The sequence below is a fragment of the Neobacillus niacini genome, from assembly GCF_031456445.1.
Taxonomy (GTDB): domain Bacteria; phylum Bacillota; class Bacilli; order Bacillales; family Cytobacillaceae; genus Neobacillus; species Neobacillus niacini_I.
Genome location: NZ_JAVDUQ010000006.1, coordinates 43394 through 68836, shown reverse-complemented (window position 1 = coordinate 68836; position 25443 = coordinate 43394). Strand labels below are relative to the sequence as shown.

General features: G+C 38.2%; 23 protein-coding genes and 3 pseudogenes. 16 read left to right on the top strand and 10 right to left on the bottom strand.

What is annotated here, in order from left to right; genetic code table 11:
- Nucleotides 1–51 precede the first annotated feature (51 nt).
- Nucleotides 52–1251 (top strand): class I SAM-dependent rRNA methyltransferase, encoded by a 1200-nt coding sequence (locus J2Y67_RS08075; protein WP_310172657.1) that lies wholly within the window; start codon nt 52–54, stop codon nt 1249–1251.
- 1003 nt (nt 1252–2254) lie between these two features.
- Here J2Y67_RS08075 and J2Y67_RS08070 read toward each other — a convergent pair.
- Both J2Y67_RS08070 and J2Y67_RS08065 read right to left on the bottom strand, forming a co-directional pair.
- The gene (locus tag J2Y67_RS08070; RefSeq protein ID WP_310172846.1) at nt 2255–3748 is read right to left on the bottom strand and encodes a sensor histidine kinase; all 1494 of its coding nucleotides are present in this window, start codon (nt 3746–3748) and stop codon (nt 2255–2257) included.
- A 3-nt stretch (nt 3749–3751) separates the two neighbouring features.
- Nucleotides 3752–4435: a response regulator transcription factor gene (locus J2Y67_RS08065; RefSeq protein ID WP_310172653.1), complete on the bottom strand. Its 684-nt coding sequence runs from the start codon at nt 4433–4435 to the stop codon at nt 3752–3754.
- A gap of 287 nt (nt 4436–4722) precedes the next feature.
- Between J2Y67_RS08065 and J2Y67_RS08060 the strand changes: the two are divergent.
- Nucleotides 4723–5199, top strand: a pseudogene (locus J2Y67_RS08060) (glycosyltransferase); the annotation flags it as partial.
- Between the two features lie 255 nt (nt 5200–5454).
- Here the strand turns inward: J2Y67_RS08060 and J2Y67_RS08055 are convergent.
- The 3 genes from J2Y67_RS08055 to J2Y67_RS08045 all read right to left on the bottom strand — a co-directional run bounded on the left by J2Y67_RS08055 (nt 5455) and on the right by J2Y67_RS08045 (nt 8072).
- Nucleotides 5455–6870 carry a glycoside hydrolase family 18 protein gene (locus J2Y67_RS08055; RefSeq protein WP_310172651.1) on the bottom strand — a complete coding sequence of 472 codons (1416 nt, stop codon included), beginning with the start codon at nt 6868–6870 and terminating at the stop codon, nt 5455–5457.
- Between the two features lie 175 nt (nt 6871–7045).
- Nucleotides 7046–7201 (bottom strand): type II toxin-antitoxin system antitoxin, encoded by a 156-nt coding sequence (locus tag J2Y67_RS08050; RefSeq protein WP_310172649.1) that lies wholly within the window; start codon nt 7199–7201, stop codon nt 7046–7048.
- A 13-nt stretch (nt 7202–7214) separates the two neighbouring features.
- Nucleotides 7215–8072, bottom strand: coding sequence for an SPFH domain-containing protein (locus tag J2Y67_RS08045; protein ID WP_310172647.1), 858 nt, complete (start codon nt 8070–8072; stop codon nt 7215–7217).
- Between the two features lie 195 nt (nt 8073–8267).
- Here J2Y67_RS08045 and J2Y67_RS08040 point away from each other — a divergent pair, with 195 nt between their 5' ends.
- The 5 genes and pseudogenes from J2Y67_RS08040 to J2Y67_RS08020 all read left to right on the top strand — a co-directional run bounded on the left by J2Y67_RS08040 (nt 8268) and on the right by J2Y67_RS08020 (nt 11835).
- Nucleotides 8268–8690: a MarR family winged helix-turn-helix transcriptional regulator gene (locus J2Y67_RS08040; RefSeq protein ID WP_310172645.1), complete on the top strand. Its 423-nt coding sequence runs from the start codon at nt 8268–8270 to the stop codon at nt 8688–8690.
- Nucleotides 8691–8754: 64 nt separating this feature from the next.
- Complete coding sequence (locus J2Y67_RS08035) at nt 8755–9153, top strand: DoxX family protein (protein ID WP_310172643.1); 399 nt, start codon at nt 8755–8757, stop codon at nt 9151–9153.
- A gap of 33 nt (nt 9154–9186) precedes the next feature.
- Nucleotides 9187–9516 (top strand): annotated as a pseudogene (locus tag J2Y67_RS08030) (alpha/beta hydrolase); the annotation flags it as partial.
- Between the two features lie 256 nt (nt 9517–9772).
- Entirely contained in the window at nt 9773–10180 is a 408-nt protein-coding gene (locus J2Y67_RS08025) for a gamma-glutamylcyclotransferase family protein (protein ID WP_310172641.1), read from the top strand.
- A 35-nt stretch (nt 10181–10215) separates the two neighbouring features.
- Entirely contained in the window at nt 10216–11835 is a 1620-nt protein-coding gene (locus J2Y67_RS08020) for an ABC1 kinase family protein (RefSeq protein WP_310172637.1), read from the top strand.
- A gap of 280 nt (nt 11836–12115) precedes the next feature.
- On the opposite strand, the gene J2Y67_RS08015 is transcribed toward J2Y67_RS08020, so the two are convergent.
- The gene (locus J2Y67_RS08015; protein ID WP_310172635.1) at nt 12116–12487 is read right to left on the bottom strand and encodes a hypothetical protein; all 372 of its coding nucleotides are present in this window, start codon (nt 12485–12487) and stop codon (nt 12116–12118) included.
- Nucleotides 12488–12659: 172 nt separating this feature from the next.
- Nucleotides 12660–14069 (bottom strand): MocR-like pyridoxine biosynthesis transcription factor PdxR, encoded by a 1410-nt coding sequence (gene pdxR / locus J2Y67_RS08010; RefSeq protein ID WP_310172633.1) that lies wholly within the window; start codon nt 14067–14069, stop codon nt 12660–12662.
- Nucleotides 14070–14174: 105 nt separating this feature from the next.
- Here pdxR and pdxS point away from each other — a divergent pair, with 105 nt between their 5' ends.
- The 5 genes from pdxS (at nt 14175) to J2Y67_RS07985 (ending at nt 20059) form a co-directional block, all read left to right on the top strand.
- Nucleotides 14175–15059, top strand: coding sequence for a pyridoxal 5'-phosphate synthase lyase subunit PdxS (pdxS, locus tag J2Y67_RS08005; protein WP_310172631.1), 885 nt, complete (start codon nt 14175–14177; stop codon nt 15057–15059).
- Nucleotide 15060: 1 nt separating this feature from the next.
- Nucleotides 15061–15651, top strand: a complete 591-nt coding sequence (gene pdxT / locus J2Y67_RS08000; protein WP_310172843.1) for a pyridoxal 5'-phosphate synthase glutaminase subunit PdxT — start codon at nt 15061–15063, stop codon at nt 15649–15651.
- 511 nt (nt 15652–16162) lie between these two features.
- Nucleotides 16163–17734 (top strand): spore germination protein, encoded by a 1572-nt coding sequence (locus J2Y67_RS07995; RefSeq protein ID WP_310172629.1) that lies wholly within the window; start codon nt 16163–16165, stop codon nt 17732–17734.
- 25 nt (nt 17735–17759) lie between these two features.
- On the top strand, nt 17760–18851 hold the full coding sequence (locus J2Y67_RS07990) for a spore germination protein (RefSeq protein ID WP_310172627.1): 1092 nt from the start codon (nt 17760–17762) through the stop codon (nt 18849–18851).
- Nucleotides 18848–20059 (top strand): Ger(x)C family spore germination protein, encoded by a 1212-nt coding sequence (locus tag J2Y67_RS07985; RefSeq protein WP_310172625.1) that lies wholly within the window; start codon nt 18848–18850, stop codon nt 20057–20059. The genes J2Y67_RS07990 and J2Y67_RS07985 overlap by 4 nt, the downstream gene beginning before the upstream one ends.
- Before the next feature lie 109 nt (nt 20060–20168).
- On the opposite strand, the gene J2Y67_RS07980 is transcribed toward J2Y67_RS07985, so the two are convergent.
- A complete protein-coding gene (locus J2Y67_RS07980) occupies nt 20169–21098 on the bottom strand; it encodes a response regulator (RefSeq protein ID WP_310172623.1) in 930 nt (309 codons plus the stop codon).
- Nucleotides 21099–21102: 4 nt separating this feature from the next.
- Nucleotides 21103–22422 carry a sensor histidine kinase gene (locus J2Y67_RS07975; RefSeq protein ID WP_310172620.1) on the bottom strand — a complete coding sequence of 440 codons (1320 nt, stop codon included), beginning with the start codon at nt 22420–22422 and terminating at the stop codon, nt 21103–21105.
- Between the two features lie 251 nt (nt 22423–22673).
- Between J2Y67_RS07975 and J2Y67_RS07970 the strand changes: the two genes are divergently transcribed.
- From J2Y67_RS07970 to J2Y67_RS07960, 3 genes and pseudogenes are all read left to right on the top strand, one after another.
- Complete coding sequence (locus tag J2Y67_RS07970; RefSeq protein WP_310172617.1) at nt 22674–23654, top strand: glutaminase; 981 nt, start codon at nt 22674–22676, stop codon at nt 23652–23654.
- 52 nt (nt 23655–23706) lie between these two features.
- Nucleotides 23707–23817, top strand: a pseudogene (locus J2Y67_RS07965) (hypothetical protein); the annotation flags it as partial.
- 87 nt (nt 23818–23904) lie between these two features.
- Nucleotides 23905–24054: an RNA-binding protein gene (locus J2Y67_RS07960; RefSeq protein WP_310172615.1), complete on the top strand. Its 150-nt coding sequence runs from the start codon at nt 23905–23907 to the stop codon at nt 24052–24054.
- Nucleotides 24055–24159: 105 nt separating this feature from the next.
- Here the strand turns inward: J2Y67_RS07960 and J2Y67_RS07955 are convergent, their stop codons facing one another.
- Nucleotides 24160–24780: a TetR/AcrR family transcriptional regulator gene (locus J2Y67_RS07955; RefSeq protein WP_310172613.1), complete on the bottom strand. Its 621-nt coding sequence runs from the start codon at nt 24778–24780 to the stop codon at nt 24160–24162.
- A gap of 217 nt (nt 24781–24997) precedes the next feature.
- On the opposite strand from J2Y67_RS07955, the gene J2Y67_RS07950 reads away from it, so the two are divergent.
- Nucleotides 24998–25438, top strand: a complete 441-nt coding sequence (locus tag J2Y67_RS07950; RefSeq protein WP_310172612.1) for a MarR family winged helix-turn-helix transcriptional regulator — start codon at nt 24998–25000, stop codon at nt 25436–25438.
- Nucleotides 25439–25443 lie beyond the last annotated feature (5 nt).

The following is a 25443-nucleotide window of genomic DNA, read 5'->3' as shown; positions in this document are numbered from 1 at the left end:
TTTGTCTACATATGTAAGAATAGAAAGTATCTTAAGGTAAGGATGGAGAAAATGGAATCAGAAGTGATTGTAACAGTGAAGGCAACATTCGTTAATAAGTATAAGGGAGGTTATCCCCTTATATCGAAACAAGTGATTAACAACGCATCTGATTTAATAGAAGAAGGTATGCTGATTAACCTTGTTGATGAAGAACATACATTTATAAGTAAAGGTTATTACGGTAAGCAAAACAAAGGGTATGGCTGGGTGCTTTCGCATAATGAGGCAGAAAAGATTGACCAATTGTTTTTTGAAAAAAAGATTAGAGCTGCATTAGACAAAAGAAAATCGTTTTTTAAAGATCAAGAAACGACCGCCTTTCGAGTGTTTAATGCAGAAGGTGATGGAATCGGCGGCTTAACCATCGATTATTTCGATGGCTATTACTTAATCAATTGGTACAGTAAAGGGATTTATAGATATAGCGAGTATGTGCTTGCTTCTTTAAAAAATCTAGTTGATTATAAAGCAATTTACCAGAAGAAGCGCTTTAATATAGAGGGAAAATATATTGAAGAAGACGGATTTGTGGTTGGAGAAAGAGGACAGTTTCCGATAATTGTCAAAGAAAATGGGGTTAATTTAGCTGTTTATTTAAACGAAGAAGCTATGGTTGGGGTTTTTCTTGATCAGCGCGATGTGAGAAGGACGATTCGTGATAAGTATGCTAAAGGAAAGACTGTATTAAATACCTTTTCGTATACAGGTGCATTTTCTATTTTTGCAGCAATGGGGGGAGCTGTAAAAACCACAAGTGTTGATCTGGCTAATCGTAGTTTACCGAAGACAATTGAGCAGTTCAGTGTGAACGGGATTGATTATGAAGCTCATGACATTATTGTGGAAGATGTTTTTCATTATTTTAAATATGCAGGTAAGAAGAAACTAACATTTGATATGGTAATCCTTGACCCTCCTAGTTTTGCAAGGTCGAAGAAATTTACCTTCAGTGCAGAAAAGGATTATAAAAATCTCCTGAAAGAAGCGATCGCAATTACGGAGAATAATGGGGTAATTGTGGCTTCGACAAATTGTGCTGCGTTTGACATGAAAAAATTCAAAGGGTTTATTGATGCTGCATTTAAGGAAAGCAATAGGAAATATAGGATAGAAGAGGAATTTTCATTACCTCAAGACTTTAGAGCAATTCAGCAATTTAAGGAAGGAAACTACCTTAAAGTTGTGTTTATTAAAAAGCTTAATGGCTAGAAGAATGCACGAACATAGGGGGCATTATGTCCCTTTAGATTTACCAAATGAAATAATTTCCCGTTACATTGGGTGCGGTGAACCGTACCAAGCCCGATAGGAGACAAAACCGGGTCGAAACGAGAGGGAAGTGTCGCCAATAAGCTCGATAGGGGACAAAATCAGGTCGAAACGAGTAGAAAGTGTCGCCAATAAGGTCGATAGGCGACAAAACCGGGTCGAAACGAGTAAAAAGTGTCGCCAATAAGCTCGATAGGAGAAAAAATCAGGTTGAAACGAGAGGGAAGTGTCGCCAATAAGCTCGATAGGAGAAAAAATCAGGTTGAAACGAGAGGGAAGTGTCGCCAATAAGCCCGATAGGCGACAAAACCGGGTTGAAACGAGTAAAAAGTGTCGCCAATAAGCTCGATAGGCGACAAAACCGGGTCGAAACGAGTAAAAAGTGTCGCCAATAAGCTTGATAGGAGACAAAATCAGGTTGAAACGAGTAGAAAGTGTCGCCAATAAGCTCGATAGGCGACAAAACCGGGTCGAAACGAGTAGAAAGTGTCGCCAATAAGCTTGATAGGCGACAAAACCGGGTCGAAACGAGAGGGAAGTGTCGCCAATAAGCTCGATAGGGGACAAAATCAGGTCGAAACGAGTAGAAAGTGTCGCCAATAAGGTCGATAGGCGACAAAACCAGGGTGGAACGGGTTCACGATGTCGCTAATAAGCCCGATAGGAGACAAAATCAGGTTGAAACGAGTAGAAAGTGTCGCCAATAAACTCGATAGGAGACAAAACCGGGTCGAAACGAGTAAAAAGTGTCGCCAATAAGCTCGATAGGAGACAAAATCAGTTCGCAACGAGTGGAAAGTGTCTCTAATAAGCCCAATAGGCGACAAAACCAGGGAGGAACAGGTTCAAAGTGTCGCCAATGAACGGGATACTTTCCGTTTCTAAATGAAATTTTGCCTTTCAAAGACCGTATAGCAGTTAAAAAAGAGAGAATGCACACCGATTATCCTAACGGCAAACAAACTCGAAAAATGGTACCTTTTCCAACCTCGCTCTCAACCTCAATCCTCCCGCCATGTGCCTCCACAATCGATTTCGTTATCGACAACCCAAGCCCTGCCCCTCCATATTGCCTTGTACGAGAAGCATCTGCCCGGTAAAAACGGTCGAAAATATAAGGGAGGCTTTCAGCGCTCATTCCAGAACCATTGTCCTGAACAGCAAGCTCCGTAAACTTGTCAGATGCTCCAAGAGACACCTGGATTACCCCATCAAAAGAATCTGTATGCTGAACGGCATTGTTAAACAGGTTCAGAATCACCTGTTTCATTTTATCCGCTTCATAGGAACCAAACAACCCTTCCGTAACATCAAAATTAACCGTACGCTCTCCAGCCAAGACACTTAACTGCGGCTCCATTTCCCGTATTAACTCAGAAAGATTAATCCTGGAAACCTGTAATTTGGGTGCCTGGTCCAGCTTGGTCAAAAGTAATAAATCTTCCACCAATTTAATAATCCGCTTTGATTCACCATGCATACTATTTAATGCCTTATATAGCTGTTCGGGACGATTAGCTGCCCCTCGCAATAACACTTCAAGAAAACCGTGGATGGAGGTAAGCGGGGTTCGTAATTCATGAGAAGCATCTGCAATAAAACGTCTCATTTGTTCCTTCGTTTCTCTTTCATAATCAAACGATTTTTCTATTCGCTTTAACATCGCATTAAACGAATCAGCCAATCGGTCAATTTCCTCTTGCCCCTGTTCAACAGGAAGGCGCTCTGCCAGGTTTCCGGCATTGGTCTTCTTCACTGCCCCGACAATTCTCGATAATGGGACAAGCGTTTTCCTCAGAACCCGTAAATAGATTACAAGTCCCGCGGCTAGGGCCAAAGCTGAAAGAATGATAAAGGTAAATAATTGCTGTAGCAGGACATGCTGAAGGGGAGCCGTATTAGTTCCCAATTGCACGACGCCGGGAACTTGATTAGGATTGTCTTCAGGTTTTCCTCTTGCTGGTCTAAAAACAAGTAACTGCTCCATTCCGTTTGAATTTTTTACGATTCTGTAGGAAATATGTTGATGCTTATAAAAATCCTCTCTCAAAGATTGATATTCTTTTTCCGAAAGTTTTGGAGCTTGCAGGCTGCTGTTTCCCAAAAGATCTTGATAATTACCATTAGAATCTATGAGTGCAAGTGACATATCTTGCAAAAAAAAGAACTTGTTATCGGGGGGAAGATTAGTATCAAAGTTGCTATTTTGCTTAGTATCAGCAGGGCCGTGATTTCCATTTAAACCGATGTCTCGAGGCAATGACATCAGCTTTGCATTAAGCGTTTCCGCTTCGTTGAGATAAAGGAAGTCTTTCGCAACCCAATATTGCACTAATCCAATTACAAGCAGAATCAAGGCTAAAATAACTAACGTCCGCGTTAAAAGCTGATACCGCAATGAACGGGGGAAGAATAGTTTTTTGAACATCGTTTTCATCACCTAAAAATCCACCCGATAACCTGATCCACGAATCGTCCGTATCAGCTGGTGTTCCTTATCCTTCAATTTATCACGCAGTGAGCGAATATAAACTTCCACGATATTCTCTTCCCCTTGGAAATCATAGCCCCATACCCGATCCAAGATAATTCCTTTGCTCATCACCATTCCATGGTTCCTCACCAAAAATTTAAGAAGTTGATATTCTGTAGGCGAAAGTTCCAATACCCTTCCATGATAGACAAATTCCTTCCTGCGGTCATCCAGTTTAAAAGGTCCGTACGTGACCTCGTTAAACAAATGAGGGAATTGATTACGGAGACGGGCATGAATCCTTGCTAATAATTCCTCAAAACTGAACGGCTTGATTACATAGTCATCAGCCCCAATCGTTAACCCCTTTACCCGATCCTCTACTTCATCCTTTGCCGTTAGCATAATAATCGAAGTTTGCGCACCGCTTTTTCGAATCATTCGGCAGACTTCAAATCCATCCATGCCAGGCATCATGACATCTAATATCGCGATGTGGGGCTGAAACTCTTGAGCTATATTAACACCTGTTAAACCATCTGGCGCTGTTTTGACCTCAAAGCCTTCATTTTCCAGCCCTAACTCTAAAAATTGTAAAATATGCGGCTCATCATCTACTAGTAAAATTTTAATACCTTCTATTGTATTCACGTTTCTATTCCCCCTGTAATCAGTGAAAGATATTATCGCTTATAAAGCTGAAAATTAGCTGAATGTAATCTGAATACCGGCTGAAATCCTTGCTTTTTTCCATTATATATCTTTTAAACATCTTTTTTATATTTTCAGGAAACATTCAGCTAGCTCTCATGTCCAATTCAGTTTGGAGAAGCAAAATATGGACATAGACAAGTACGAAGATAAGATTCCATCTTCTAAGTGGCAAACAACCAATTCAAACAATTCACGTGTTGGTCAAGGCAGACCAGGCGGATCAAGATACAGGTGATTTCTGTTTGATGGACCGAAAAGTGTGTGAACAAATGAAGAGGATTAAGGAGAGTAATCGGTTTGTCCGCGGTCATGTGAGCTGGGTGGTCTTCCGACAGATGGCAATTGAATACGTCAGAGATGAGCGCTTTGCTGGAGAAACAAAATACCCGTTGAAACGAATGATCAAGCTGTGGTTGGACGGGATCCTGTCTTTCTCGCATAAGCCGTTAAAGTTGGCAGTTTATTCTGGTCTTCTTTTATCCGGAGCTGGATTTGTCTATCTAGCGTATGTCTTATTCCTTGCTCTTTTTACAGATGCACTGATTAAAGGATGGTCATCCATTATTAGTATCCTGCTGGTCTTTAATGGATTCAAGCTATTTATTCTTGGGATTCTCGGTGAATACATTGGAAGGATTTATGTTGAGACCAAAGGGCGGCCATTATACATTGTAAAAGATATTTTTGGCGAGGAAACTTAAAAGAAGCTGCCGAATCAACGGTTGATTCATTCATCTTTTGTTGGGGGATGAATACCGGGATAGACATTGTGATCACTTAGCCTGAATGAAGGACATTTCACAGGATCCCAAAGAAAGAAATGTCCTTCATAGCCCGGATGAAGATTACTTCACAGGCTCTCAAAGAAAGATTTGTTCTTCATTGCCTAAAGGAAAATTATTTTGGGTATTTTCTCCATTCGTTGAAGACATAGGAGGCTTCCTGACAATAGTTAATTACAATGCTAATTTTTTAATCGCAAAATTGCCACCTAATAAGGCCCAGTTTTGCGGATAAGGATAACCTAATGCCCAGTAACTTACACCACGAAGGTTATATTGTTTGACCATATCAAACTTCGCTTGGGCACTGCGTGCATCTTCAAACCATACTTCGTGCCCCCGGCCTTGCTCATCTACATAGCGGAAAAAAGGTGATTGTGCGGTAGTATCATATTGAATGGAGGCTCCATATTTAACAGCCCTTCTTACTGCTTCTTGTGGACTAAAGGTCTCGGCTTCTTGGCCCTGGACATGTGGGAGAAGCCAATCCCGAGCATAAATTTGAAATCCTAAAAAGATTTTTTCTGCCGGCATCACCGAAAGAGCATATTCCACCACTCTTCTCATTTGGTTAATAGGAGAGATTGCTTGCGGAGGTCCTAGTCGATATCCCCATTCATAGGTCATAAGCACAACAAAATCTGCAATTCTTCCATGTGCTTCATAATCGTGAGCTTCATATAAGAGCCCGGCTTGGGTCGCACTTACTTTTGGTGCTAGTGCAGTTGATACTAAATATCCTTTTGGATGCAAACGGTCAACAGCCAATTGTAAAAATTGATTATAATTCTCACGGTCAGCCGGTAATACATTTTCAAAATCAATGTTTAATACTTTATAGCCCTTTGTATCCATCACTTGAAGGGCATTGGAAAGGACTTTTTCTCTTAAATCTGGATTTGACAAAACGACATGAGCTAAATTTGATCCAGCTTGTGTGGAGGTAAAGTTTGTAATGGACAACATGGGTACGATATTTTTAGAAATGGCAGCATCAACCATTACTTTATCATTCATCGGTTGTAAGGTCCCATCTTCCATAATCATATAAGCAAACGGGCTAAAATAAGTAAGTAAATTCCCAATTTCATTAAAGTTATCGACAGTTGTTTCGTTCGATTGGTACGTATAAGCATTTACTTCTATCGCTGTTTTTGCTCGAGGAATGATCAAGCGCATTCCTTGGTAAATCATGTTTGGGTCTTGAATTTGATTTTCATTGATAATGGCTTGAGCCGTGGTCCCATACCGGCTAGAGATTTGCCATAACGTCTCCCCGGGCTGAACAACATGTGTTATAGAAGGAATAAATAGTTTGGTACCTGGGTATAAAACATTTGGGTTTGTTAGTTGGTTTCCTTGGATAATCGTCTGAATCGTAATGCCATATTGTTGAGAAATTGACCATAAGGTATCCCCATATTTAACGATGTGAGATGTTCCAGGTTTCGGAATCACTAAGGATTGTCCTACTAATAATTGATTTGGGTTAAGTAACCCATTTATTTTAATGGTAGTATTCATATTTACAGCATAACGGTTTGAAATTTGCCAGAGCGTCTCGCCAGCGCTCACAACATGGATAATCATTAGGACTCCCCCTAGGCGTAATCATTAATGTATAATATGTATCAATCAATAAAATGTGTATTTACCTAGGGTCTGACGGAAATTGGATCAAATGGGTTTGTTAGCAACTATTCCATAAGCATGCTAAAAGGCACGGGGGATTAATAAAGATGCCCGTGCCTTTTATAGTTGTGGCTTATTCTTTTTTTAATCTTCCGGCCTTTTTGGCAGCCTCTTTTAAGATAACCTCGATTTGGGCGTTAACACTTCTGAGTTCATCTTCCGCCCATTTTTCCAGCACTTCATATAATTTAGGATCGATGCGGAGCGGAAATGATTTTCGTTTAGTCATTTACGACACAACCTTAATAAATACTTCCTGTATTAATAATAGGCTGCGTGCCTTTTTCGGAAACAATTGCGACCATGAGGTTATTGACCATCTGGGCTTTTTTCTCTTCATCAAGCTCCACAATTTCTTGTTCAGCAAGCTGATCAATCGCCGCTTTGACAAGCCCGACAGCTCCATCCACAATCACTTTACGGGCAGACAAAACAGCTTGCGCTTGCTGTCTTTGGAGCATGGCAGAAGCGATTTCCGAAGAATAGGCAAGATGCATAAGCCGTGCTTCAATCACATCTACCCCGGCAACCTCCAGTCTTTTTTGTAAATCATAAACAAGTACATCAGCTACTTCATCGCTATTTTGACGAAGCGTTAAGGTGTTTTCATTCGACTCAAATGAATCATAGGCATAGGTGCTGGCAATATGGCGAATCCCGGTTTCACTTTGAATTTGAATGAATTTTTCATAGTTTTCAACATCAAACAATGCTTTGGCAGCATCTCTTACTTTATAGACAACTACCGCAGCAATTTCAATTGGATTTCCTTCTAAATCATTCACCTTTAACTTTTCGCTGTTAAAATTCGTAACCCGTAGGGAAACTCTTCGTTTAAAAGTGAAGGGAATGGTTGCCCATAACCCTTGGTCACGAATTACACCAAGATACGTACCGAAGAACGTTAATACTTTTGCTTCGTTTGGCTGAACAATGGTTAAACTTGTAGCAATAATCAATCCAATTAGGACCACGATAATTCCGGCAATAATTTCAATAGTCGATACATTAAAAATTAATAAAATTCCCCCAACAATACACAAAATAGAAATGACAAGCGCGGCAAAACCATTCATTTTAAAAATCGTTTTTTCTGTCATAAGATCCCCTCCCTAAGGTCAAAGTGATATAAAAGTGATATCACATTAATATCATATAATTATTGCTAAAAATAGTAAATAAGCACAATTTTGAATGACTAAAATAAAAAGGGTATTGACATAAAAGATTATAAGTATTAATATTATCTCGTATTCAAGATATTTAAATTCGAAATGATTTTGGAGGTGAAATCAATGGAAAGAAAATGCAAGAATGTACCCTTTTTGGCATTAATGCAAACATCAAAAGCCATTCAGGAGAGAATAAAGGAAGAAATGATAAACAACAAGCTAAGTATTACGGAATTTTCTGTTTTAGAGGTCCTTTACCATAAGGGAAAACAAACTATCCAACAGATTGGCCATTGCATCTTATTCTCAAGTGGGTCGATGACGTATGTGATAGATAAATTAGAACAAAAAGGTTTGTTAAAGAGAAATGACTGTCCTAATGATCGGCGGGTGATCCATGTGACTTTAACGGATAAAGGAAATGAGTTAATGAAGGAAATCATGCCGAAACATCATGAGTTCGTTAATAATATGTTTCAATCAATAAATTCTGATGAGGCAAAGACATTGGTACAGCTTTTGGAAAAAGTAAAGAATAAAGTATAAAATTTCATTTTTTTAAAACAAATATCTCGAATACGAGATAAAAATAACTCAGGAGGAAATCAAAATGATAAATATTGGTTTATTAATAATAAGGTTGGTAATTGGTGTATTATTCGTGGGTCACGGGGCTCAAAAATTATTTGGTTGGTTCGGCGGTTATGGGTTAAAAGGGACAGGAGGCTGGTTTGAATCGATTGGCATGAAACCGGGAGTAACGATGGCTCTTTTCGCAGGATTAGCAGAACTGATTGGTGGAATATTGTTTGCATTAGGATTCTTAACTCCACTTGCGGGAATGATCATTGCAGGAACCATGGTCATGGCGATCGTGAAAGTGCACGGTCCTAATGGAATATGGGCAACATCCAATGGATATGAGTATAACCTTACTTTGCTTGCCGTTGCGATTGGTATTGCTTTAGTTGGCCCTGGTCAATATGCTTTAGATGCATTTTTATTCTAAAATATCTCGATTTAGAGATTCTTGAATTTATTAAATCTAATGGCCATTGGTTACTCAAATGGTGCGAACATCGCAGCAAGTTTATTATTTCATTATCAAAATGCTTTAAAGGCAGCAGTTCTTCATCATCCAATGGTGCCAAGAAAAGGAATCGAACTTCCTGATTTATCAGGGAAGTCAATATTCATTGCAGCTGGAACAAACGATCCCATTTGTTCACCAATGGAATCAGTCGAACTACAATCATTATTCGAAAAGGCAAATGCAAATGTAGAACTTTATTGGGAAAATAGAGGCCACCAATTAACAATAGAAGAGGTAGAGGCTGCAGCCATATGGTATAAACAGCTTTCAATAAAATAATGGGTAAATAATCATTAAAAACTAATCGGAATTATTTTCGGTTAGTTTTTTTATGGGTAAAAATTCTTTTTGATTGAAACGCATTTTATAAATTATAAAATTTTAAAAGAGCAGGAATTCCTCAAATTTTATCGAAGTGTATGATAAATCAGGCTTTAATTTAGAGATGACATAAGGATTTTTCATTATCATTTTTGGACTCCCCATGTGGAGGAAACAGAATATAATTGAATTCAGGTGTTCAGGAGTGATGGTAATGGATAAAAGGCACTATGTTTTCGTTTATGGCACCTTAAGAAAGGATGACTGTAATCATAATCTGCTTAAGAATGCCGCTTGTATTGCAAATCATTGTTGGACAGAAGGAAAGCTGTTTGATTCACTTCATGGGTACCCATTTTTAGTGCAATCAAATGACTGTAGAGTTGTTGGAGAACTTTATTTAGTGGATGATGCGCAGCTTTCTGACCTTGACCGGTTGGAAGACTACTATGGATATGGAAAAGACAATCTTTATGATCGAGTGGAACAGGTGGTCCATACGGACACTGGAAATTACCATGCTTTCGTTTATGTTCTTCCGGATAATAAGAATTCAAAAAACATGAAGCTTATTGAAAATGGAGACTGGATTTTATACAAAGTTTTATTTGGAGGAGCCTGACACAGTATTGGAAAAAAGAAATGAGAGGATTGAAAATGAAATCAAAAAACAAGCTGGTTCGAGTTTCAAAGGTGCTTTCTTTATTCTCTATCATCTTCCTTCAAATTTATTGGTATAAGATTCGAAAAAAACCCAAAGCTGAGTGGGATAAGCTTTGGGGGAGAATAGGAGAAAGGTTTCGAAAAACATTGTTTGAATTAGAAGGTTTGCTCATCAAAATCGGACAAATCCTAAGTACTCGTGCTGATTTGTTACCAAATGCCTTTATCCATCAAATTGAAGATCTTACAGATCACGTTCCACCTTCTGATTGGAGTGATATTCGGGCAATTCTTGAAAAGCAATGGGGGAATACATTTCATCAGCACTTCCATTTAATCGAAAAAACCGCAATTGCTTCCGCATCAATAGGAGAAGTATATAAAGGTGTGCTGAAAAATGGGACGGAAGTTGCGATTAAGGTAAAACGTCCCAATATTGATTCGGTCATACAAACAGACTTCCGTATTTTAAGTTTTATCATTTGGTTTGCTGATCACTTGGTTCCTATTCCAAAAGGGTTTATTAATTTTAAAGTTCTGTTTAAGGAGCTTAAACAAGTGATAGAACGAGAACTTGACTATTCTAAGGAACTCGAAACCATCCTGCTTTTTAAAGATCGATTTAGCGATATGCATGATGTTCAGATACCGTCTGTGTATTCCGAACTCAGTACGTCCAATGTCCTGGTGATGGAATGGTTAGAGGGAATACGACTTACTGATATGGAGGCGTTAAAACATATTGAAGTGAGTCGTAAAGAGATGGCAAAAAAGCTTATGAAATTGTTCCTTCCACAATGGCTTGAGCCTGGTATGTTCCATGCAGACCCACATCCTGGAAACGTTTTGGTATCAAAGGAAGGGAAAATCATTTTACTTGATTTCGGGATGGTAGGGGAGATTACCAAAAAGGATGCAACTTATTTTCAAGGATTAATAGAAAGCTTCCTTTCTAAAAATTATGCGAAAGCTGTTGATTGCTTGTTCCATTTAGGATTTTTATTACCTGAATCTGAAACAAGGATAATTGAAAGACTATTAGCTGAATTTATCTCCTTCCAACCCGCTCAATTAAAGGAGATGGATCTGTTGGCATTAAAAATGGAAATGAACGATTTAATTCAAACACTACCCATTCAGGTCCCAACAAGATTTGTCTTTTTAGGTCGCTCTTTCGTAACGATTGAAGGCATTATTCGAAATTTGGTACCTGAGGAGGACCCCATTGAAATAGGAAAACCTGTTTTTATTGAATGGCTTAATAAACAAGGGAATAAATGGTCCTTTGTTTGGCAATGGATTCAATCACAGCCGATCTTTAAACTTTTTCATTCTGTCACCGATTTTTTAAATGCACCACAAAAAATAGAACAGCTAAAAGAGATTGAACAAAGAAGACAATTTCAATTTACGATTTTTGAAAATCAAAAAAAACAATTATTTCAATTAACACTACTTGGATTCACAGGGATTGCGATTGGTTTATATACCTTACACCCTCTCATTTGGAAGCTGTCGGTTGGAATATCCGTGTTCTCTATTATCGCCTATATTATTTCTAGCTTTAAATTGAAAAAATGGATGAAATTCATGCATGAAAAACGAAAAAATTAATATGATTTTGGCTATGAAACAGAAAACGAGCCCCAATTTTAAGGCTCGTTTTCATAGGTGTTTAAGTCCTATTTTTCTTTCACAGCAAGTCCGATCATCATCACTATGAGCGTTAGCAACTGAATCATAACCTCAAGGTTAATCTTCATTCGCCCTCCTAACCTAAGTGAATTTTCTATCCTCCGGTCTCACTAAGAAGAAGTAAAGACTTACGCTTCCCTACACTATAGATATTCGGTTAAAAAGCAAATATGACTGGTGAAATTCAATGACCCGTTTTCTAATCGAGACCTGTTTGAGTTTTACCAGAGACATGACCATGTATGAACGTAACCAAAATCGAATTCGGACCAGCACTTGCGGCATACGTGTAAACTTCCATTTTCAATTTCCCTGATTGCCCTTGGGTTTGTTCGGTCGGTTTCCCAAGGATTTTTTCGACTTCGGCTTTGGACATGCCGCCTTCCCCAGTCTTTGTATTTCCTACACGAATTTGATCATATTCTGCTTTTCCAGGCATAGCTTTACCACTTTGTTGTGGTGCATTCTTTTCATCTAAGATATGTGGGATTCCATTGACAACCCCGACGATGATAAAAATTAACACAAAAGCACCTACTAAAAGCATAACGAATTTAAAAAGTTTTCCCATTATGATATTCCCCTAACGCTCTGTTTTATCAACAAATATTATATTAACAGACAAAATAAATAAAACAAAAGATTGTAATCCAATCCTAAAACAAAATAAAAACCAAGGGAATTTTAAAGGAACCCTTGGCTATTATTTTAACTGCGTACTATATCCAAGTAGCCCGCCTGAGCTATCGCTTTTTTGATTTTGAAATTCCCCAACATTGCATTAATTGGTGAATGCCTTTTTCAATTTGATCGAATGGAATACTACCAAAGCCAAATAGAAAAGTTGGATATTTATATTCAATTGGGCTTAAAAGATAATCGCTAACTGGATAGATGGCAATATTGTTTTTTTTTGCCATCTGTTTTAACTGATCTTCACTTTTTGATAGAGGGACAGAAATTAAAATATGCATTCCTGCTTGATCTCCCGTGATTATTACATCAGGATAATACGTTTCAAATATTTGAGTTAATTTTTCATGTTTTTTACGATAAATTTTCCGCATACGGTTTAAGTGTTTAGAAAAATGCCCATCTCTCATAAAGTTAGCTAATATATGTTGATCAAATCTGGGTACCGTTGCTGAGTAAAAACTAAATATCTCTTTATATTTTCGTAGTAAAGTTGAAGGTAATACAATATAAGCAACACGTAATGAAGGCATTAATGATTTGGAAAAAGTGCTCATATAAATGACTTTATTGTTTTGGTCTAAACCGTGTAATGCAGGAATGGGTTTTCCGATATAACGAAACTCACTATCATAATCGTCTTCAATGATATAGCGATTTTCATCTTTTGCTGCCCAGTTTAATAGGTGTGTTCTTCTTGTTGCTGATAGAACCGCACCCGTAGGGAATTGGTGTGAAGGTGTAATGTAAACAACATTGGCATTTGTTCTTTCAAGTTCATCCACCATTAAACCATCTTCATCAACCGGAATAGAGATGGCTTTATCTTGCAATTGTATTTTTGGGATGGCTGAATAGCCAGGATTTTCAAGGGCAAATTTTGAGTCATTTTCAAGTAATCTTAGAATCATGGGAAGTAGATGTTCAGTTCCCGACCCAATTACAATCTGTTCTGATTTACATACAATCCCCCTCGATTGATAAAGATATTTTGAAATTTCAGCTCTTAATGCGAATTCTCCTTGAGGGTCTCCAATTTGTAAAAACTCTTTTGAACTATTATCATATAAATTTTTTGCATATTTTCGCCAAAGTGAAAATGGGAATGAGTCGGTATCAATTTTTCCTGGATGGAAGTCAAATTGATATATTTTTTTCTCGACCATCTCTACAGGCATGTTTAAAAGTCCTTTTTCAATATAGGGTAATTCGTCTATCTCTTCTACAAAAAAACCAATGCGAGGTTTAGATCCCACATAGCCTTCTGCAATAAGTTGGGCATAGGCAATTTCAATGGTTGTTTGACTGATATTTAAAAATTCAGCTAATTTTTTTTTGGATGGTAATTTGGTTCCAACTTCAATTTGTTTTTGGATAATGGCGTCTTTGATACCGGTATAAAGCTGTTCATATAGCGGCTTTGCTGCACTTTTATCCAATTTAAACATAAGCATATCCATCCGCAATTCCTCCAACTGACCATATAATTTTTTAGAAAATTGAACCTTTTCTTAAAGTCAATTTCTATTATACTAGTAATCATCAAATATATGGAGGTTTTTTTAATGAAACAACTAGGAACGGAAACAGTAAAACGTGGAATGGCAGAAATGCAAAAAGGCGGAGTCATCATGGATGTCATTAATGCCGAGCAAGCAAAAATTGCAGAGGCTGCAGGTGCAGTTGCTGTTATGGCTTTAGAGCGAGTGCCATCAGATATCCGAGCAGCTGGAGGCGTAGCCCGTATGGCGGATCCGCGTATTGTAGAGGAAGTAATGAACGCTGTAACGATTCCAGTAATGGCAAAAGCACGTATTGGCCACATTGTAGAAGCACGTGTATTAGAATCAATGGGTGTCGATTACATTGATGAAAGTGAAGTATTAACACCTGCGGATGAAGAATACCATTTATTAAAAAGCGACTTCACCGTACCTTTTGTTTGCGGATGCCGTGATTTAGGGGAAGCTGCACGCCGTATTGGAGAAGGAGCTTCCATGTTACGAACAAAAGGTGAACCGGGAACAGGAAATATCGTAGAGGCAGTTCGTCATATTCGTAAAGTGAATGCACAAGTAAGACGTGTGGTTGGTATGAGTACAGATGAATTAATGACAGAAGCCAAAAATTTAGGGGCACCATTTGAACTATTATTAGAAATCAAAAAATTAGGTCGCTTACCAGTTGTAAACTTTGCTGCTGGCGGCGTGGCAACGCCTGCTGATGCTGCTTTAATGATGGAACTTGGAGCAGATGGTGTATTTGTAGGATCAGGTATTTTCAAATCTGATAACCCTGAAAAATTCGCACGTGCTATTGTAGAAGCAACAACGCATTATCAAGACTATAAACTGATTGCTGAAATTTCAAAAGAGTTAGGGACACCAATGAAAGGTATTGAGATTTCAACGCTAAATGCAAGTGAACGTATGCAGGAACGTGGTTGGTAATATGCTGAAAATTGGGATACTTGCATTACAAGGTGCAGTCAGGGAGCATATTAGACAAATTGAAGAGCTTGATTGTGAGGCAATTCCGGTTAAATCGGTTGAAGATCTAAAAGAAATAAATGGTCTTGTATTACCTGGCGGAGAAAGTACAACAATGCGTAAACTGTTGGACCGTTACGATTTACTAGAACCCATTCGTGCTTTAGCTGACAAAGGAATTCCGATGTTTGGAACATGTGCAGGCCTGATCTTATTAGCAAAAGAACTCGTTGGATATGATAGTCCTCATCTGGGGTTAATGGATGTAGTGGTGGAACGGAATTCATTTGGACGCCAAGTAGATAGTTTTGAAGTGGAGCTATCCATCCCAGGAGTAGGGGAAGATGTTCCTGCTGTATTTATCCGGGCACCGCATATCGTAGAAGCGGGTGAAAATGTTGAAATTCTAGCAAAACATGAAGAGCGCATTGTTTTAGCTCGAGATGGTCAATTTTTAGGTTGTTCCTTTCATCCAGAGTTAACAGAAGATAGTAGAATTATGAAGTATTTTATTAAAATGGTGCGAGAGAACACAATAGTTTTATCTCATTAGGAATGCCTTCAAAAGATAAAAAAGGGTCTCCATATAAGTTTTTAAACAGAAAGATTTAAAAGCTAATATTGTGTACCAAAATATAAAAAGGTAAAACACTCACAAATGTTTATATATAAATCTTTGTGGGTGTTTTTTGTTTTACAGAAATATTTACTACATCAGAAAAAGAAGTTGTTAAAGATAGAGGATAATGAGTTAAACTTTAACATAGTATTATTTTTTTTAATAAGAGGTTGTCCTTCAAAAAGTTCCTCATGGTTTAAACTTCCACGTAAAGGTCAAAGATGATGGTATCCAATAGACCATATATAAGCAGCAAAATTATATATTTTGGTTCACGGATTAGCAACTGGTGTTCAAGATTAAAAGGTGGTTAATATGTGGAATTTATATCCTCACACCCAGTCTAGAAAGTTTTTATCCAAGCTGTTAACTTTTTTCATTCTGTACATTATCTTCCGATTTTCAAAGTGGGTTGGTATACGTTCGGAGGGCGAGTGATAGAGAAATGAGAGTACGTAAATTAAAGATTCGAAAAATAGAGAAACTTGCCGGCAAAAAGGGATTTCAACAAGAATCCGTGCCTCAAGATTCAAATCATCTTTTTACGATTAAATTATCTTTCAACCTAGATTTAGTGAAACAAACAATCGGTCAAAATTGGGATGTCCACTATCGGGAATTTAACTTGGGGCGGACCGGTATTCGAGCATGCCTCGTTTTTGTTGATGGAATATGTGATAAAGATCTGATTAATCAACCGATCATGACATCATTGATGGCTGATTTCTCAGAAGAATACAAACAAGACCGCCCCTCCTTAATGGGAAGCAATTTAAACGAATTTATTAAAGATCAAGTGCTCCCCATCAGTGAAATCGAAGAGGTCGGCTCGATAAAAGAGGTATCGGCCAAAGTATTAACCGGTTCTACCGCACTTTTCTTAGATGGATCATCACAGGTACTTATCCTTGGTACCACAAAATTAAAAACAAGAACGATTGAAGAGCCCGTATCCGAGCCTTTAGTTAGAGGTCCACGGGCTGGTTTTACTGAATCTTTACGGGATAATACCTCTCTTTTGAGAGGAAATGGTGAAATAAAAGATTTAACCTTTCTAAACTTTCAAGTAGGAGAGAGGGCAAAAAAAGATTTAGTTGTCGCCTACATAGAAGGAATAGCTGACCCCGAATTAGTACAAGAGGTACAAAACCGAATTAAGAAAATTGATCTCGATAATATCCCTGAATCCGGTTATGTCGAGCAGTTGATTGAGGACAATTATCGAAGTCCTTTTCCGCAGGCGCAGAATACAGAGCGCCCTGACCGGGTTATGGCTGGTTTAATGGAGGGTCGCGTAGCTATTTTACTGGATGGAACGCCTTTTGCGTTAATTGTACCGGTTACCTTTAGTATGATGTTGCAATCACCAGAAGATTATTATGAAAGATGGATTCCCGGGACGTTTATCCGCTTACTTCGCTATCTGGCAGCCACGCTGTCTCTTTTTACACCAGCGCTGTATATTGCATTTATCTCTTTTCATCCAGGGATGATTCCGACCAAGTTAGCCATTTCGATTATAGGATCGAGGGCCGGGGTGCCATTTCCGGCACTGATTGAAGTTTTATTCATGGAAATCGCAATTGAAATTTTGAGGGAAGCTGGTCTCCGATTGCCAAAACCCATTGGTCCGGCCATGGGGATTGTCGGTGGTTTAATCATTGGTGAAGCCGCTGTACAGGCAGGGATTGTAAGTCCGTTTTTAGTCATAATTGTTTCCCTAACAGCTATTTCCTCGTTTGCTATCCCACAATATAGTGCAGGGATTTCGTTACGTATTTTGCGCTTCATAGCGATGTTTTTTTCTGCCGTTTTAGGATTGTACGGGGTGATTGTTTTCTTCCTTTTCTTAACCGCTCATTTGGTAAAACTAAAAAGCTTCGGTGTTCCGTATGTGAGCCCGGCTGCTCCTTATCGCTTAAGTGATTGGAAGGACTTTATGGTACGGATGCCCGTGTTGATGATGAAGCAGCGGCCGAAAATGAATCAACCAAAAGCTAAGATACGGAAGGGATAACGTATCGTGAAAGGAAGAGTAAGGTATGATTCTAAATCCTAAAGATCAAATCACCACTTCCCAGGCAGCGGTTATCATCATCAACGCGATTCTTGGCACAGGGATTCTCACCCTGCCCAGAGCCTCGGTTGAGAAGGTGCACACGCCTGATGTATGGATAACTGTTTTACTTGGCGGGCTGTTGGCTCTCTTGGCGGGAATTATTATTACAAAATTAAGCCAACAATTTCCACAAAAAACCTTTTATCAATACAGTCAGGATCTTGTAGGTAAATGGGTTGGGGTAGCACTTAGCCTTCTGGTAATCGGTTATTTTCTAGCAACATCGGGTTTTCAAATCCGTTCCTTAACAGAAGTAACAAAGTTCTTATTACTGGAGGGAACTCCGAATTGGGCGATTATTCTGCCATTTATGCTGGTGGGTCTTTATTTAATAATGGGAGGAATCAATCCGATTGCGCGTCATTTTGAAATTATTTTACCGATTACACTTGTCCTTTTTTTGCTCGCCATTTTTTTGAGTTTCAAAATATTTGACATCGAAAATTTGCGACCAGTATTGGGAGCGGGATTTTTACCTGTGCTAAAAGGAGTAAAGACAACGGCACTTGCGTTTACAGGCCCTGAGGTTATGCTGATCATTGTTGCATTTATGAAAGAGCCGAACAAAGCAGTTAAAGCCGTGATAGTCGGAATTACGATTCCTTTAATTTTATATATCATTACCGTTGTTATGGTTATCGGCGCGTTATCAGCGGATGAAGTTGTTACGAGAACATGGCCGACACTTGATTTGATCCGAAGCTTTGAAATTTCTGGTTTGATTTTTGAACGATTCGAATCATTGCTTCTGGCGATATGGATCATGCAAATGTTTACCATCTATACGATAGCACACTATGCTGCAGCACTGGGCCTGGCGCAAATTTTCAAAAAGAACATTCATCCGATTATGGTTGGACTGGTACCGGTCATTTATTTAATTTCAATGATTCCTAAAAATTTGAATGATGTTTTTAAGCTTGGGGATGTAATTGGAAATGCAGCATTGTATATATTTGGCGGCCTGCCACTAGTCCTTCTCATCATTGCGAAATGGGTGAGAAGAAGATCATGAAGCTCAAACATTCCATCGTTCGGTTTCTCTTTGGGTCGCTTTCAGTCCTATTGCTCTTTTTCCTCACAGGTTGTTGGAGCAGCCATGAAATTGAGGAGTTAAGTTTAGGGGTAGGAATGGCCATCGATACAAATAAGGAGTCAAACTCCGAGAAAATGATTAACGAAAAAGGCGAAGGGGATTCAAAGAAAAATATGATTACTACCACTTATCAACTTATTACTCCAGAAATCGCCAGTTCATCGAGTAAAGGGGGAGGATCACAAAAATATTCCTATTTAAATATTTCTCAAACGGGCGATTCTATTCTTCAAGAGGTGCGTGAATTATCATTACGAACAGATATTCCTTTAAATGCCACTCATATGAAGGTCGTGGTCATTGGGGATGAAGTGGCACAATCGTTCAGTTTGCAAGAGTTATTTGATTTGTATCTTCGGGATAATGAGTTCCGACCAAGCTGTTTGGTAGTTGTCAGTAAAGGGAGAGCAAGCGATACCTTACTATCCAAGAAGGAAGGAGAAGTTCCGGCCTTTCGTTTGTTTGGAATCGTTGATAATGCCTATCGGACAACCAAAATATTACCTCCTGTCTCCATAATTAAATTGGATGGCAAGCTCCAATCCGGTTCCAGTTTTCTTTTGCAGAATGTGGTTTCAGCAAATGGACAAGTGAAATTTGCCGGAGCTGCCGTCATTGATGGAAAGACGAAAAAACTGCGTGGCTTTTTAAATGAAAAGGAATTGGAGGGCATCACTTGGTTAACAGGCAAGGGGAAAGGTGGTGTCGTCAAAAGTTTTGATCTGCAGTCAAAAAGAATGATTGTGTATGAGATGGAGTCCATGAAAAGTAAAATTACCCCACATGTTAGGGGAAACAACATTTCCTTTGATGTCAACATCGTATCAAAAGGGAGATTATCGGAGCATCGGGTCGATTCCAGCACGCCTTTTGAAAATTCTTTTCTTAAAAGGGCGGAAACGTCTACAGGAATAGCAGTCAAACAATTGATTGACCATTCTATAAAAAAAATGCAAAAGGACTATCAGGTGGACGTGTCCGGTTTTGGTAACCAGTTAAAAATTGACCATCCGCATTTATGGGAAAAGGTAAAAAAGGATTGGGATCAAATTTTCAGTGAAGTTCCGATTCGCTACAACGTAAAAATAACAATCAAAGGTTATGGAGCATCCGGGCATTACAAATAAGTTTCTAACAGAACAAATTCGATATTTTCCTCAAATAGAAAAACTTCACGAAACTAAGGCTTCAGTGAAGTTTTTTTGTTAAATATCAAACGGGACGTTTGCTTGTAAGCTATTGTTCAGAATGTACCCGGTGTGCTTCAAAATAAAGGACCTGAATAAATTTTTTCGTATTGATTCGTGCAAGAGAAGCGGATGCTGCTGAGCCATTCTTTAATTCTGCCATCTTGGTCCTGACACTTGCAAAGTCAAAAAACTTTGAAGCATAATTTTCAAACTTCCAATTAGAAAAATCGGCAAGACCGAGGGATGCCAGATGATTCAACGATTGATAAATTGCCCGGCGCACCCGTTGTTCGGTTGCTTTAATTTCTTTCTTTAACTCAGCGACTGGGGCGGAGGTTCCCAGTCTTTTTTTAGCAAGATCGATAAAAATTTCTTTTAGGGTTGGAAATCCATTATTTAAAATGTCTGTTTGTTGATTTTGGTCTAAATATTCCAAAATATCCAGTAAATCTTTACTGCCATTTTCACCGGCGATCCCTAATTCAGTTAATAGGAATTGACCGGAATTTCTTATGTTTTTTTCATTAATAGGTTGTGGTTGTCTAGGTGATGGATCTAATTTAAGCACGGCATGAAGGGACTTGTGAATATCCTGTATCGATTTTTCCATTTGGATTTTTTCCATCACTTTTTGAAGAATCGTCAATACTTCAATTCTGTTGATTGGTTTGATGATATAGTATTCACTGCCAAGCGAATAGGCTTCAGCAATCAATTCTTTTGATTCTACTTGAGAAATCATAATGATTTTCCCTTTGAATCTCGATTGAATTTGCCGGATGGTTTCCAATCCGTCCCGATTTGGCATCAACAAATCGATTAATAAAATTTCGATGCTGAGCATGTTCAGATTATCGCCATCTATTAATGAGCCATCCTCTGCTTCCCCGGCCACTTCCCCTAAACCCTCATCCTCGATGATTTGGGCCAACATCGAACGTACTGCTTCATCATCGTCGATTATATAAAAACGCATCGAATCATCCTTTCTTTATTAAATGATTCACGGGTAATCGAATCATGAAAATTGATCCTGTTCCTTTTACTTGATCCTCTACGGTTATTTCACCCTCAAGTTGTGCCATCATATCTTTAACAAACGATAATCCCATACCAGTAGATGGATTTCCGGAATGATCATATTTCGAGGTGAACCCTGGCTTAAAAATTGCATTTTTTCGCTTTGAAGGGATACCGGGTCCGTTATCGCCGATTCGAAATTCAATTGATTCTTGAGCCTTTTCAATGTTAATCGTAATGGTTCCTCTATTGTCGATTGCTTCTACCGCGTTTGTGACGATATTATTGATGATCGATAGAAGGGTAAAAGCATGGTAGGGAGGATGATCTCCTCTAATCGAATACTCAATTTGAATCTCTTTCCCTAGTAAAGTGGCATATTTCTCGTTTGTCCGTTTTATGATGGAAATCAGTTCGTGCAAGTCCATATAATCAGCAAAACGTTCAACGGAAATGAGTTTCGAGAGTCCTGCAAAAATACGTTGATTATCTTTTTTTATTTCATGGACTTCCCCAGCGATATTCAATGCCTCCTTACCTAATTCCTCGATAGAATCTGCGTTGGTCGGTACGTTTTTCAACTCGTTTAAGCCTTTGTATAAATCATAGGATTTTTTTGTGATGTTTTCGGCATTTACCAACGTTTTTTTTAAATGAATCGTTTCTTCATATAAGTTGGAGATTAACAGGAGCATGTGCTCATTTTGTTTTCGAATTTGTCTTTCTCTTTCTTGCGCTTCATATAGCTGCATGATGGTGAAAAAGCTAAGGACAATAAAACTGTGTGAAATTGCCATCATCAAGATTTCGCTCAGTGCCGAGAATTTAATGGTGGTTCCTAATATGAAGTATTGTACAGTCAGTTCGACTATATCAGACAGAAGTTCGATTACAATACCAATTAATCCGATTACTATAAGCCGGTTATGAAAACGTTGGACTTTTGCCAAATAAAAGAAACAGGCATAGGCCAAATAAAAGAAGAAGCTGGAAAAATTGGCTTGAAAAGAGCTTGGCCAATGAAAATGCTCATCCTGGATAAATTCTATCAGGATACGTAATCCTACTATATTTAAAGCGGTCAAAAAACCAGGCAAGACAGCCGGTATTTGCCGGAATAATAACAAAAAGAATAAAAAGGTCGGCACCCCAAAACTGATCCGGAAGGCGGCGTTGATCGGATAAAAATTGATTACACCTGCTAATGGGACTGTTATCAACATCAAAATCAGAATGAAGATGTCTTTTTTGAGTGTTGGGCTGATATTCAAGATGATCACTTCCTGATTTGTCTGAACAACAGTATACAGTTAGAAATGTCTGAACACAATGCCCAAGCAAAGGTTAAAAAAATTATTTAAAAAATAAAAAAATTTTCTGTAGATTTCCGTTTTCTTTTGTAGTACGGATTATAGAATCAATTATATTTTTCTAGTAACAATTCGAAAGCGTTTTCTAACTTGAACATTTTTTGAAAGAAAGGGGATTTCACTTTCCTTGATGTAAAAACTTTATAGGAGGATTGAAGAAATTGGTCCAAGTGATAAAACAAGAGGTTCATGATCAAAGAATAGATGGGTTGGATGAATGGGTGAACAATTTTCGCTCCTTTGCCACGGAAGGACAATGTGCAAGCTATATTCCAGCTTTGGGGAAGGCAAATCTGTTCCAGCTGGGGATTAGTATTGCATTGCCAACCGGACAAACCATCCGGTCAGGGGATTGGCATGTCACTTTTACATTGCAAAGTATCTCAAAAGTAATCAGCTTTATTGCTGCGTGTGTAACCCGTGGTATTTCTTATGTGTTGGACCGGGTCGATGTCGAACCAACGGGGGATCCCTTTAATTCGATTATTCGTTTGGAAATGCATAAACCAGGAAAGCCGTTTAACCCGATGATCAATGCGGGTGCCATTACTGTTGCTTCCTTGCTTCCAGGGGATTCGTCCCAAAGTAAATTGGAAATTGTTCATCAATTAATTGAAAGAATGATAGGTAAACGTCCAAACCTGAATGAGGAAGTGTTTCAATCAGAATGGCAAACCGCTCATCGAAATCGAGCTTTAGCTTACTACTTAAAGGAGACGGGTTTTTTAGAATCCGAGGTGGAAGAAACCTTGGAAGTTTACTTAAAGCTTTGTTCACTGGAAGTGAATACAGAAGATATTGCCATGATTGGAATGATTCTTGCAAACGATGGATATCACCCGATTCAACAAGTACAGATTTTGCCTAAAGAAGTGGCGAGACTGACCAAAGCTTTAATGCTTACGTGTGGAATGTACAATGCTTCTGGCAAATTTGCGGCATTCGTCGGGCTGCCAGCAAAAAGCGGGGTATCCGGAGGGATCCTGGCCTTAGTTCCGCCGAATAAAAATAGAGATCAGCCATTTCAAGACGGCTGTGGAATCGGCATATATGGTCCGGCGATTGATGAATATGGGAATAGCCTGACCGGTGTCATGTTATTAAAACATCTGGCACAAGTATGGGATCTCTGCATTTTCTAAATATATCTAACATGAAAGAGATTGAATAGATGAACAATCATTTAAAAAGAAGGTCATCTATTTTCTCATTAATTATTGGACGGTTAGTTTATTTGCTAAAGCGAACTCACTCATCACAGTATTTAAAATCATTATCCCTGGATTGACGATTGGCTCCCTATTAGTGAAGAAGCAATCGTCTCAGATTCTTTGAAAGAAATTGCTTTGTAGATAGATGAAATTATATTAATTATGGAAAGAGGTATTTTTTATGTGGGTCATTACTGTCTATTCAAATAATAATTATAACATGTTTGAGTTTGATACAAAAAAAGAAGCAAAAGAAGCGTTCGATAAAATTAATGGTTATAAATTTCTTACTGAGGTCATTTACTTTAATGATGAGCAGTTTGTTCAATAGTATTGATCAATAACAGGTTTAGGGTCCTCTAAGACCCTCTTAAAGGAAAGAAGAGGAGGCTTGCAAAAAACCTCCTCTATTTTTTGTGTGTTGCTATTTTCATCATTATACAGTTTGCTTATATAATCCTTTTTTTAGTAAATCAATCTCCAATGAAAAGGCCTTCATGGCTTCATTCATTGGTACTTCCTTTGCAAATACAGAAACGAGATTTCGCATTGTTACGGCCATCATGATTTTAAAAATATGGTGCAATTCTTCTTCATTTGTTGCATTTAAATATTCGGAATTGATGGAGTTAATGATCCCCAAAAATCTACTTTTGGCTCTTTCCTCATAAATGTTCTGCGTAAAGGTTTTTTCAATTCGATAATTCATGTTTAAAAAGGTATTTTTAAAATATTTGCGATTTTCCGGTTCTTCAAAGGCGATGAGAGTGGATTTAAACCAATCAATAAAGGACTGGAATAAATCGCCATTATTCATTTTTAAAATGGAAATGAAGCGCTCATTATTCCGTTTGGAATGCTCATCTAATAAAAAATAGAATAAATCTTCCTTATCCTCAAAGTATTGGTAAAAACTTCCTCTCGGTATACCGGCATCTTTAATAATATTTGAAATGGATGCTTCATATAAAGGAACCCTCGAAAATTCCTTCTTAGCGGCCTTTATTAATGATTCTTGTTTTTCTGTTGTTAATTTTAAAAAGGTTGGTTTTGGCATCGCTTTCAATCCTTTCACCAAACGACAAAATGTCACAATTTAATTTAATTAAATGATAATAGACCTATTAATATTTGTCAATTAACATATGACAATGTGTCATTTTTATATTGACACCCTGATGTCCACTGATTATAATTTATTTTTGTAAATGTTATTTCGTATACGAAATATTCTAATTGGAATGCTTAGAAGAACAAGAGAAAGGAGAGCAGGGATGGTAGTACTAAATAATGAGATATATGAATCATTTTTAGAGATTAATAAAGCATTCAAAAGAATCATTAAATTTGATTCGGATCGATTGGGGATTACAATGGTCCAATTAAAGGCAATCTACACACTTGCCGCGAATCCAGATATCAGTTTGGGAGAGCTAGCAGAAAAATTACGAATGACGAACAGTACCGCAAGCAGCTTGATTGAACGCTTAGTTCAAATCGGTTTGGTGGAAAGGGTGATCCCGCCAGAAAATCGGAGGGTTGTTTCTATTCACTTAACAGAAAAGGGAAAAAAGACGTTAAATCTGTTTTATTCTTCGAATTCAATGGTCATTAAAAAAACGAACGAAGTCCTTGAATTGCCGGAGGAGGAAATCTCTGAACTGTTACGTTTACACAAGCTTGTCTTAAAGAAGTTAACAATAGAGGAGGAATAGAATTA

Excerpts from the sequence above, each read along its gene's own strand:
- J2Y67_RS08075 (WP_310172657.1), top strand. The coding sequence starts at position 52 with ATGGAATCAGAAGTGATTGTAACAGTGAAGGCAACATTCGTTAATAAG.
- J2Y67_RS08070 (WP_310172846.1), bottom strand. The coding sequence starts at position 3,748 with ATGAAAACGATGTTCAAAAAACTATTCTTCCCCCGTTCATTGCGGTAT.
- J2Y67_RS08055 (WP_310172651.1), bottom strand. The coding sequence starts at position 6,870 with ATGATTATCCATGTTGTGAGCGCTGGCGAGACGCTCTGGCAAATTTCA.
- J2Y67_RS08050 (WP_310172649.1), bottom strand. The coding sequence starts at position 7,201 with ATGACTAAACGAAAATCATTTCCGCTCCGCATCGATCCTAAATTATAT.
- J2Y67_RS08045 (WP_310172647.1), bottom strand. The coding sequence starts at position 8,072 with ATGACAGAAAAAACGATTTTTAAAATGAATGGTTTTGCCGCGCTTGTC.
- J2Y67_RS08040 (WP_310172645.1), top strand. The coding sequence starts at position 8,268 with ATGGAAAGAAAATGCAAGAATGTACCCTTTTTGGCATTAATGCAAACA.
- J2Y67_RS08035 (WP_310172643.1), top strand. The coding sequence starts at position 8,755 with ATGATAAATATTGGTTTATTAATAATAAGGTTGGTAATTGGTGTATTA.
- J2Y67_RS08025 (WP_310172641.1), top strand. The coding sequence starts at position 9,773 with ATGGATAAAAGGCACTATGTTTTCGTTTATGGCACCTTAAGAAAGGAT.
- J2Y67_RS08020 (WP_310172637.1), top strand. The coding sequence starts at position 10,216 with ATGAAATCAAAAAACAAGCTGGTTCGAGTTTCAAAGGTGCTTTCTTTA.
- J2Y67_RS08015 (WP_310172635.1), bottom strand. The coding sequence starts at position 12,487 with ATGGGAAAACTTTTTAAATTCGTTATGCTTTTAGTAGGTGCTTTTGTG.
- pdxR (WP_310172633.1), bottom strand. The coding sequence starts at position 14,069 with ATGGATATGCTTATGTTTAAATTGGATAAAAGTGCAGCAAAGCCGCTA.
- pdxS (WP_310172631.1), top strand. The coding sequence starts at position 14,175 with ATGAAACAACTAGGAACGGAAACAGTAAAACGTGGAATGGCAGAAATG.
- pdxT (WP_310172843.1), top strand. The coding sequence starts at position 15,061 with ATGCTGAAAATTGGGATACTTGCATTACAAGGTGCAGTCAGGGAGCAT.
- J2Y67_RS07995 (WP_310172629.1), top strand. The coding sequence starts at position 16,163 with ATGAGAGTACGTAAATTAAAGATTCGAAAAATAGAGAAACTTGCCGGC.
- J2Y67_RS07990 (WP_310172627.1), top strand. The coding sequence starts at position 17,760 with ATGATTCTAAATCCTAAAGATCAAATCACCACTTCCCAGGCAGCGGTT.
- J2Y67_RS07985 (WP_310172625.1), top strand. The coding sequence starts at position 18,848 with ATGAAGCTCAAACATTCCATCGTTCGGTTTCTCTTTGGGTCGCTTTCA.
- J2Y67_RS07980 (WP_310172623.1), bottom strand. The coding sequence starts at position 21,098 with ATGCGTTTTTATATAATCGACGATGATGAAGCAGTACGTTCGATGTTG.
- J2Y67_RS07960 (WP_310172615.1), top strand. The coding sequence starts at position 23,905 with ATGTGGGTCATTACTGTCTATTCAAATAATAATTATAACATGTTTGAG.
- J2Y67_RS07955 (WP_310172613.1), bottom strand. The coding sequence starts at position 24,780 with ATGCCAAAACCAACCTTTTTAAAATTAACAACAGAAAAACAAGAATCA.
- J2Y67_RS07950 (WP_310172612.1), top strand. The coding sequence starts at position 24,998 with ATGGTAGTACTAAATAATGAGATATATGAATCATTTTTAGAGATTAAT.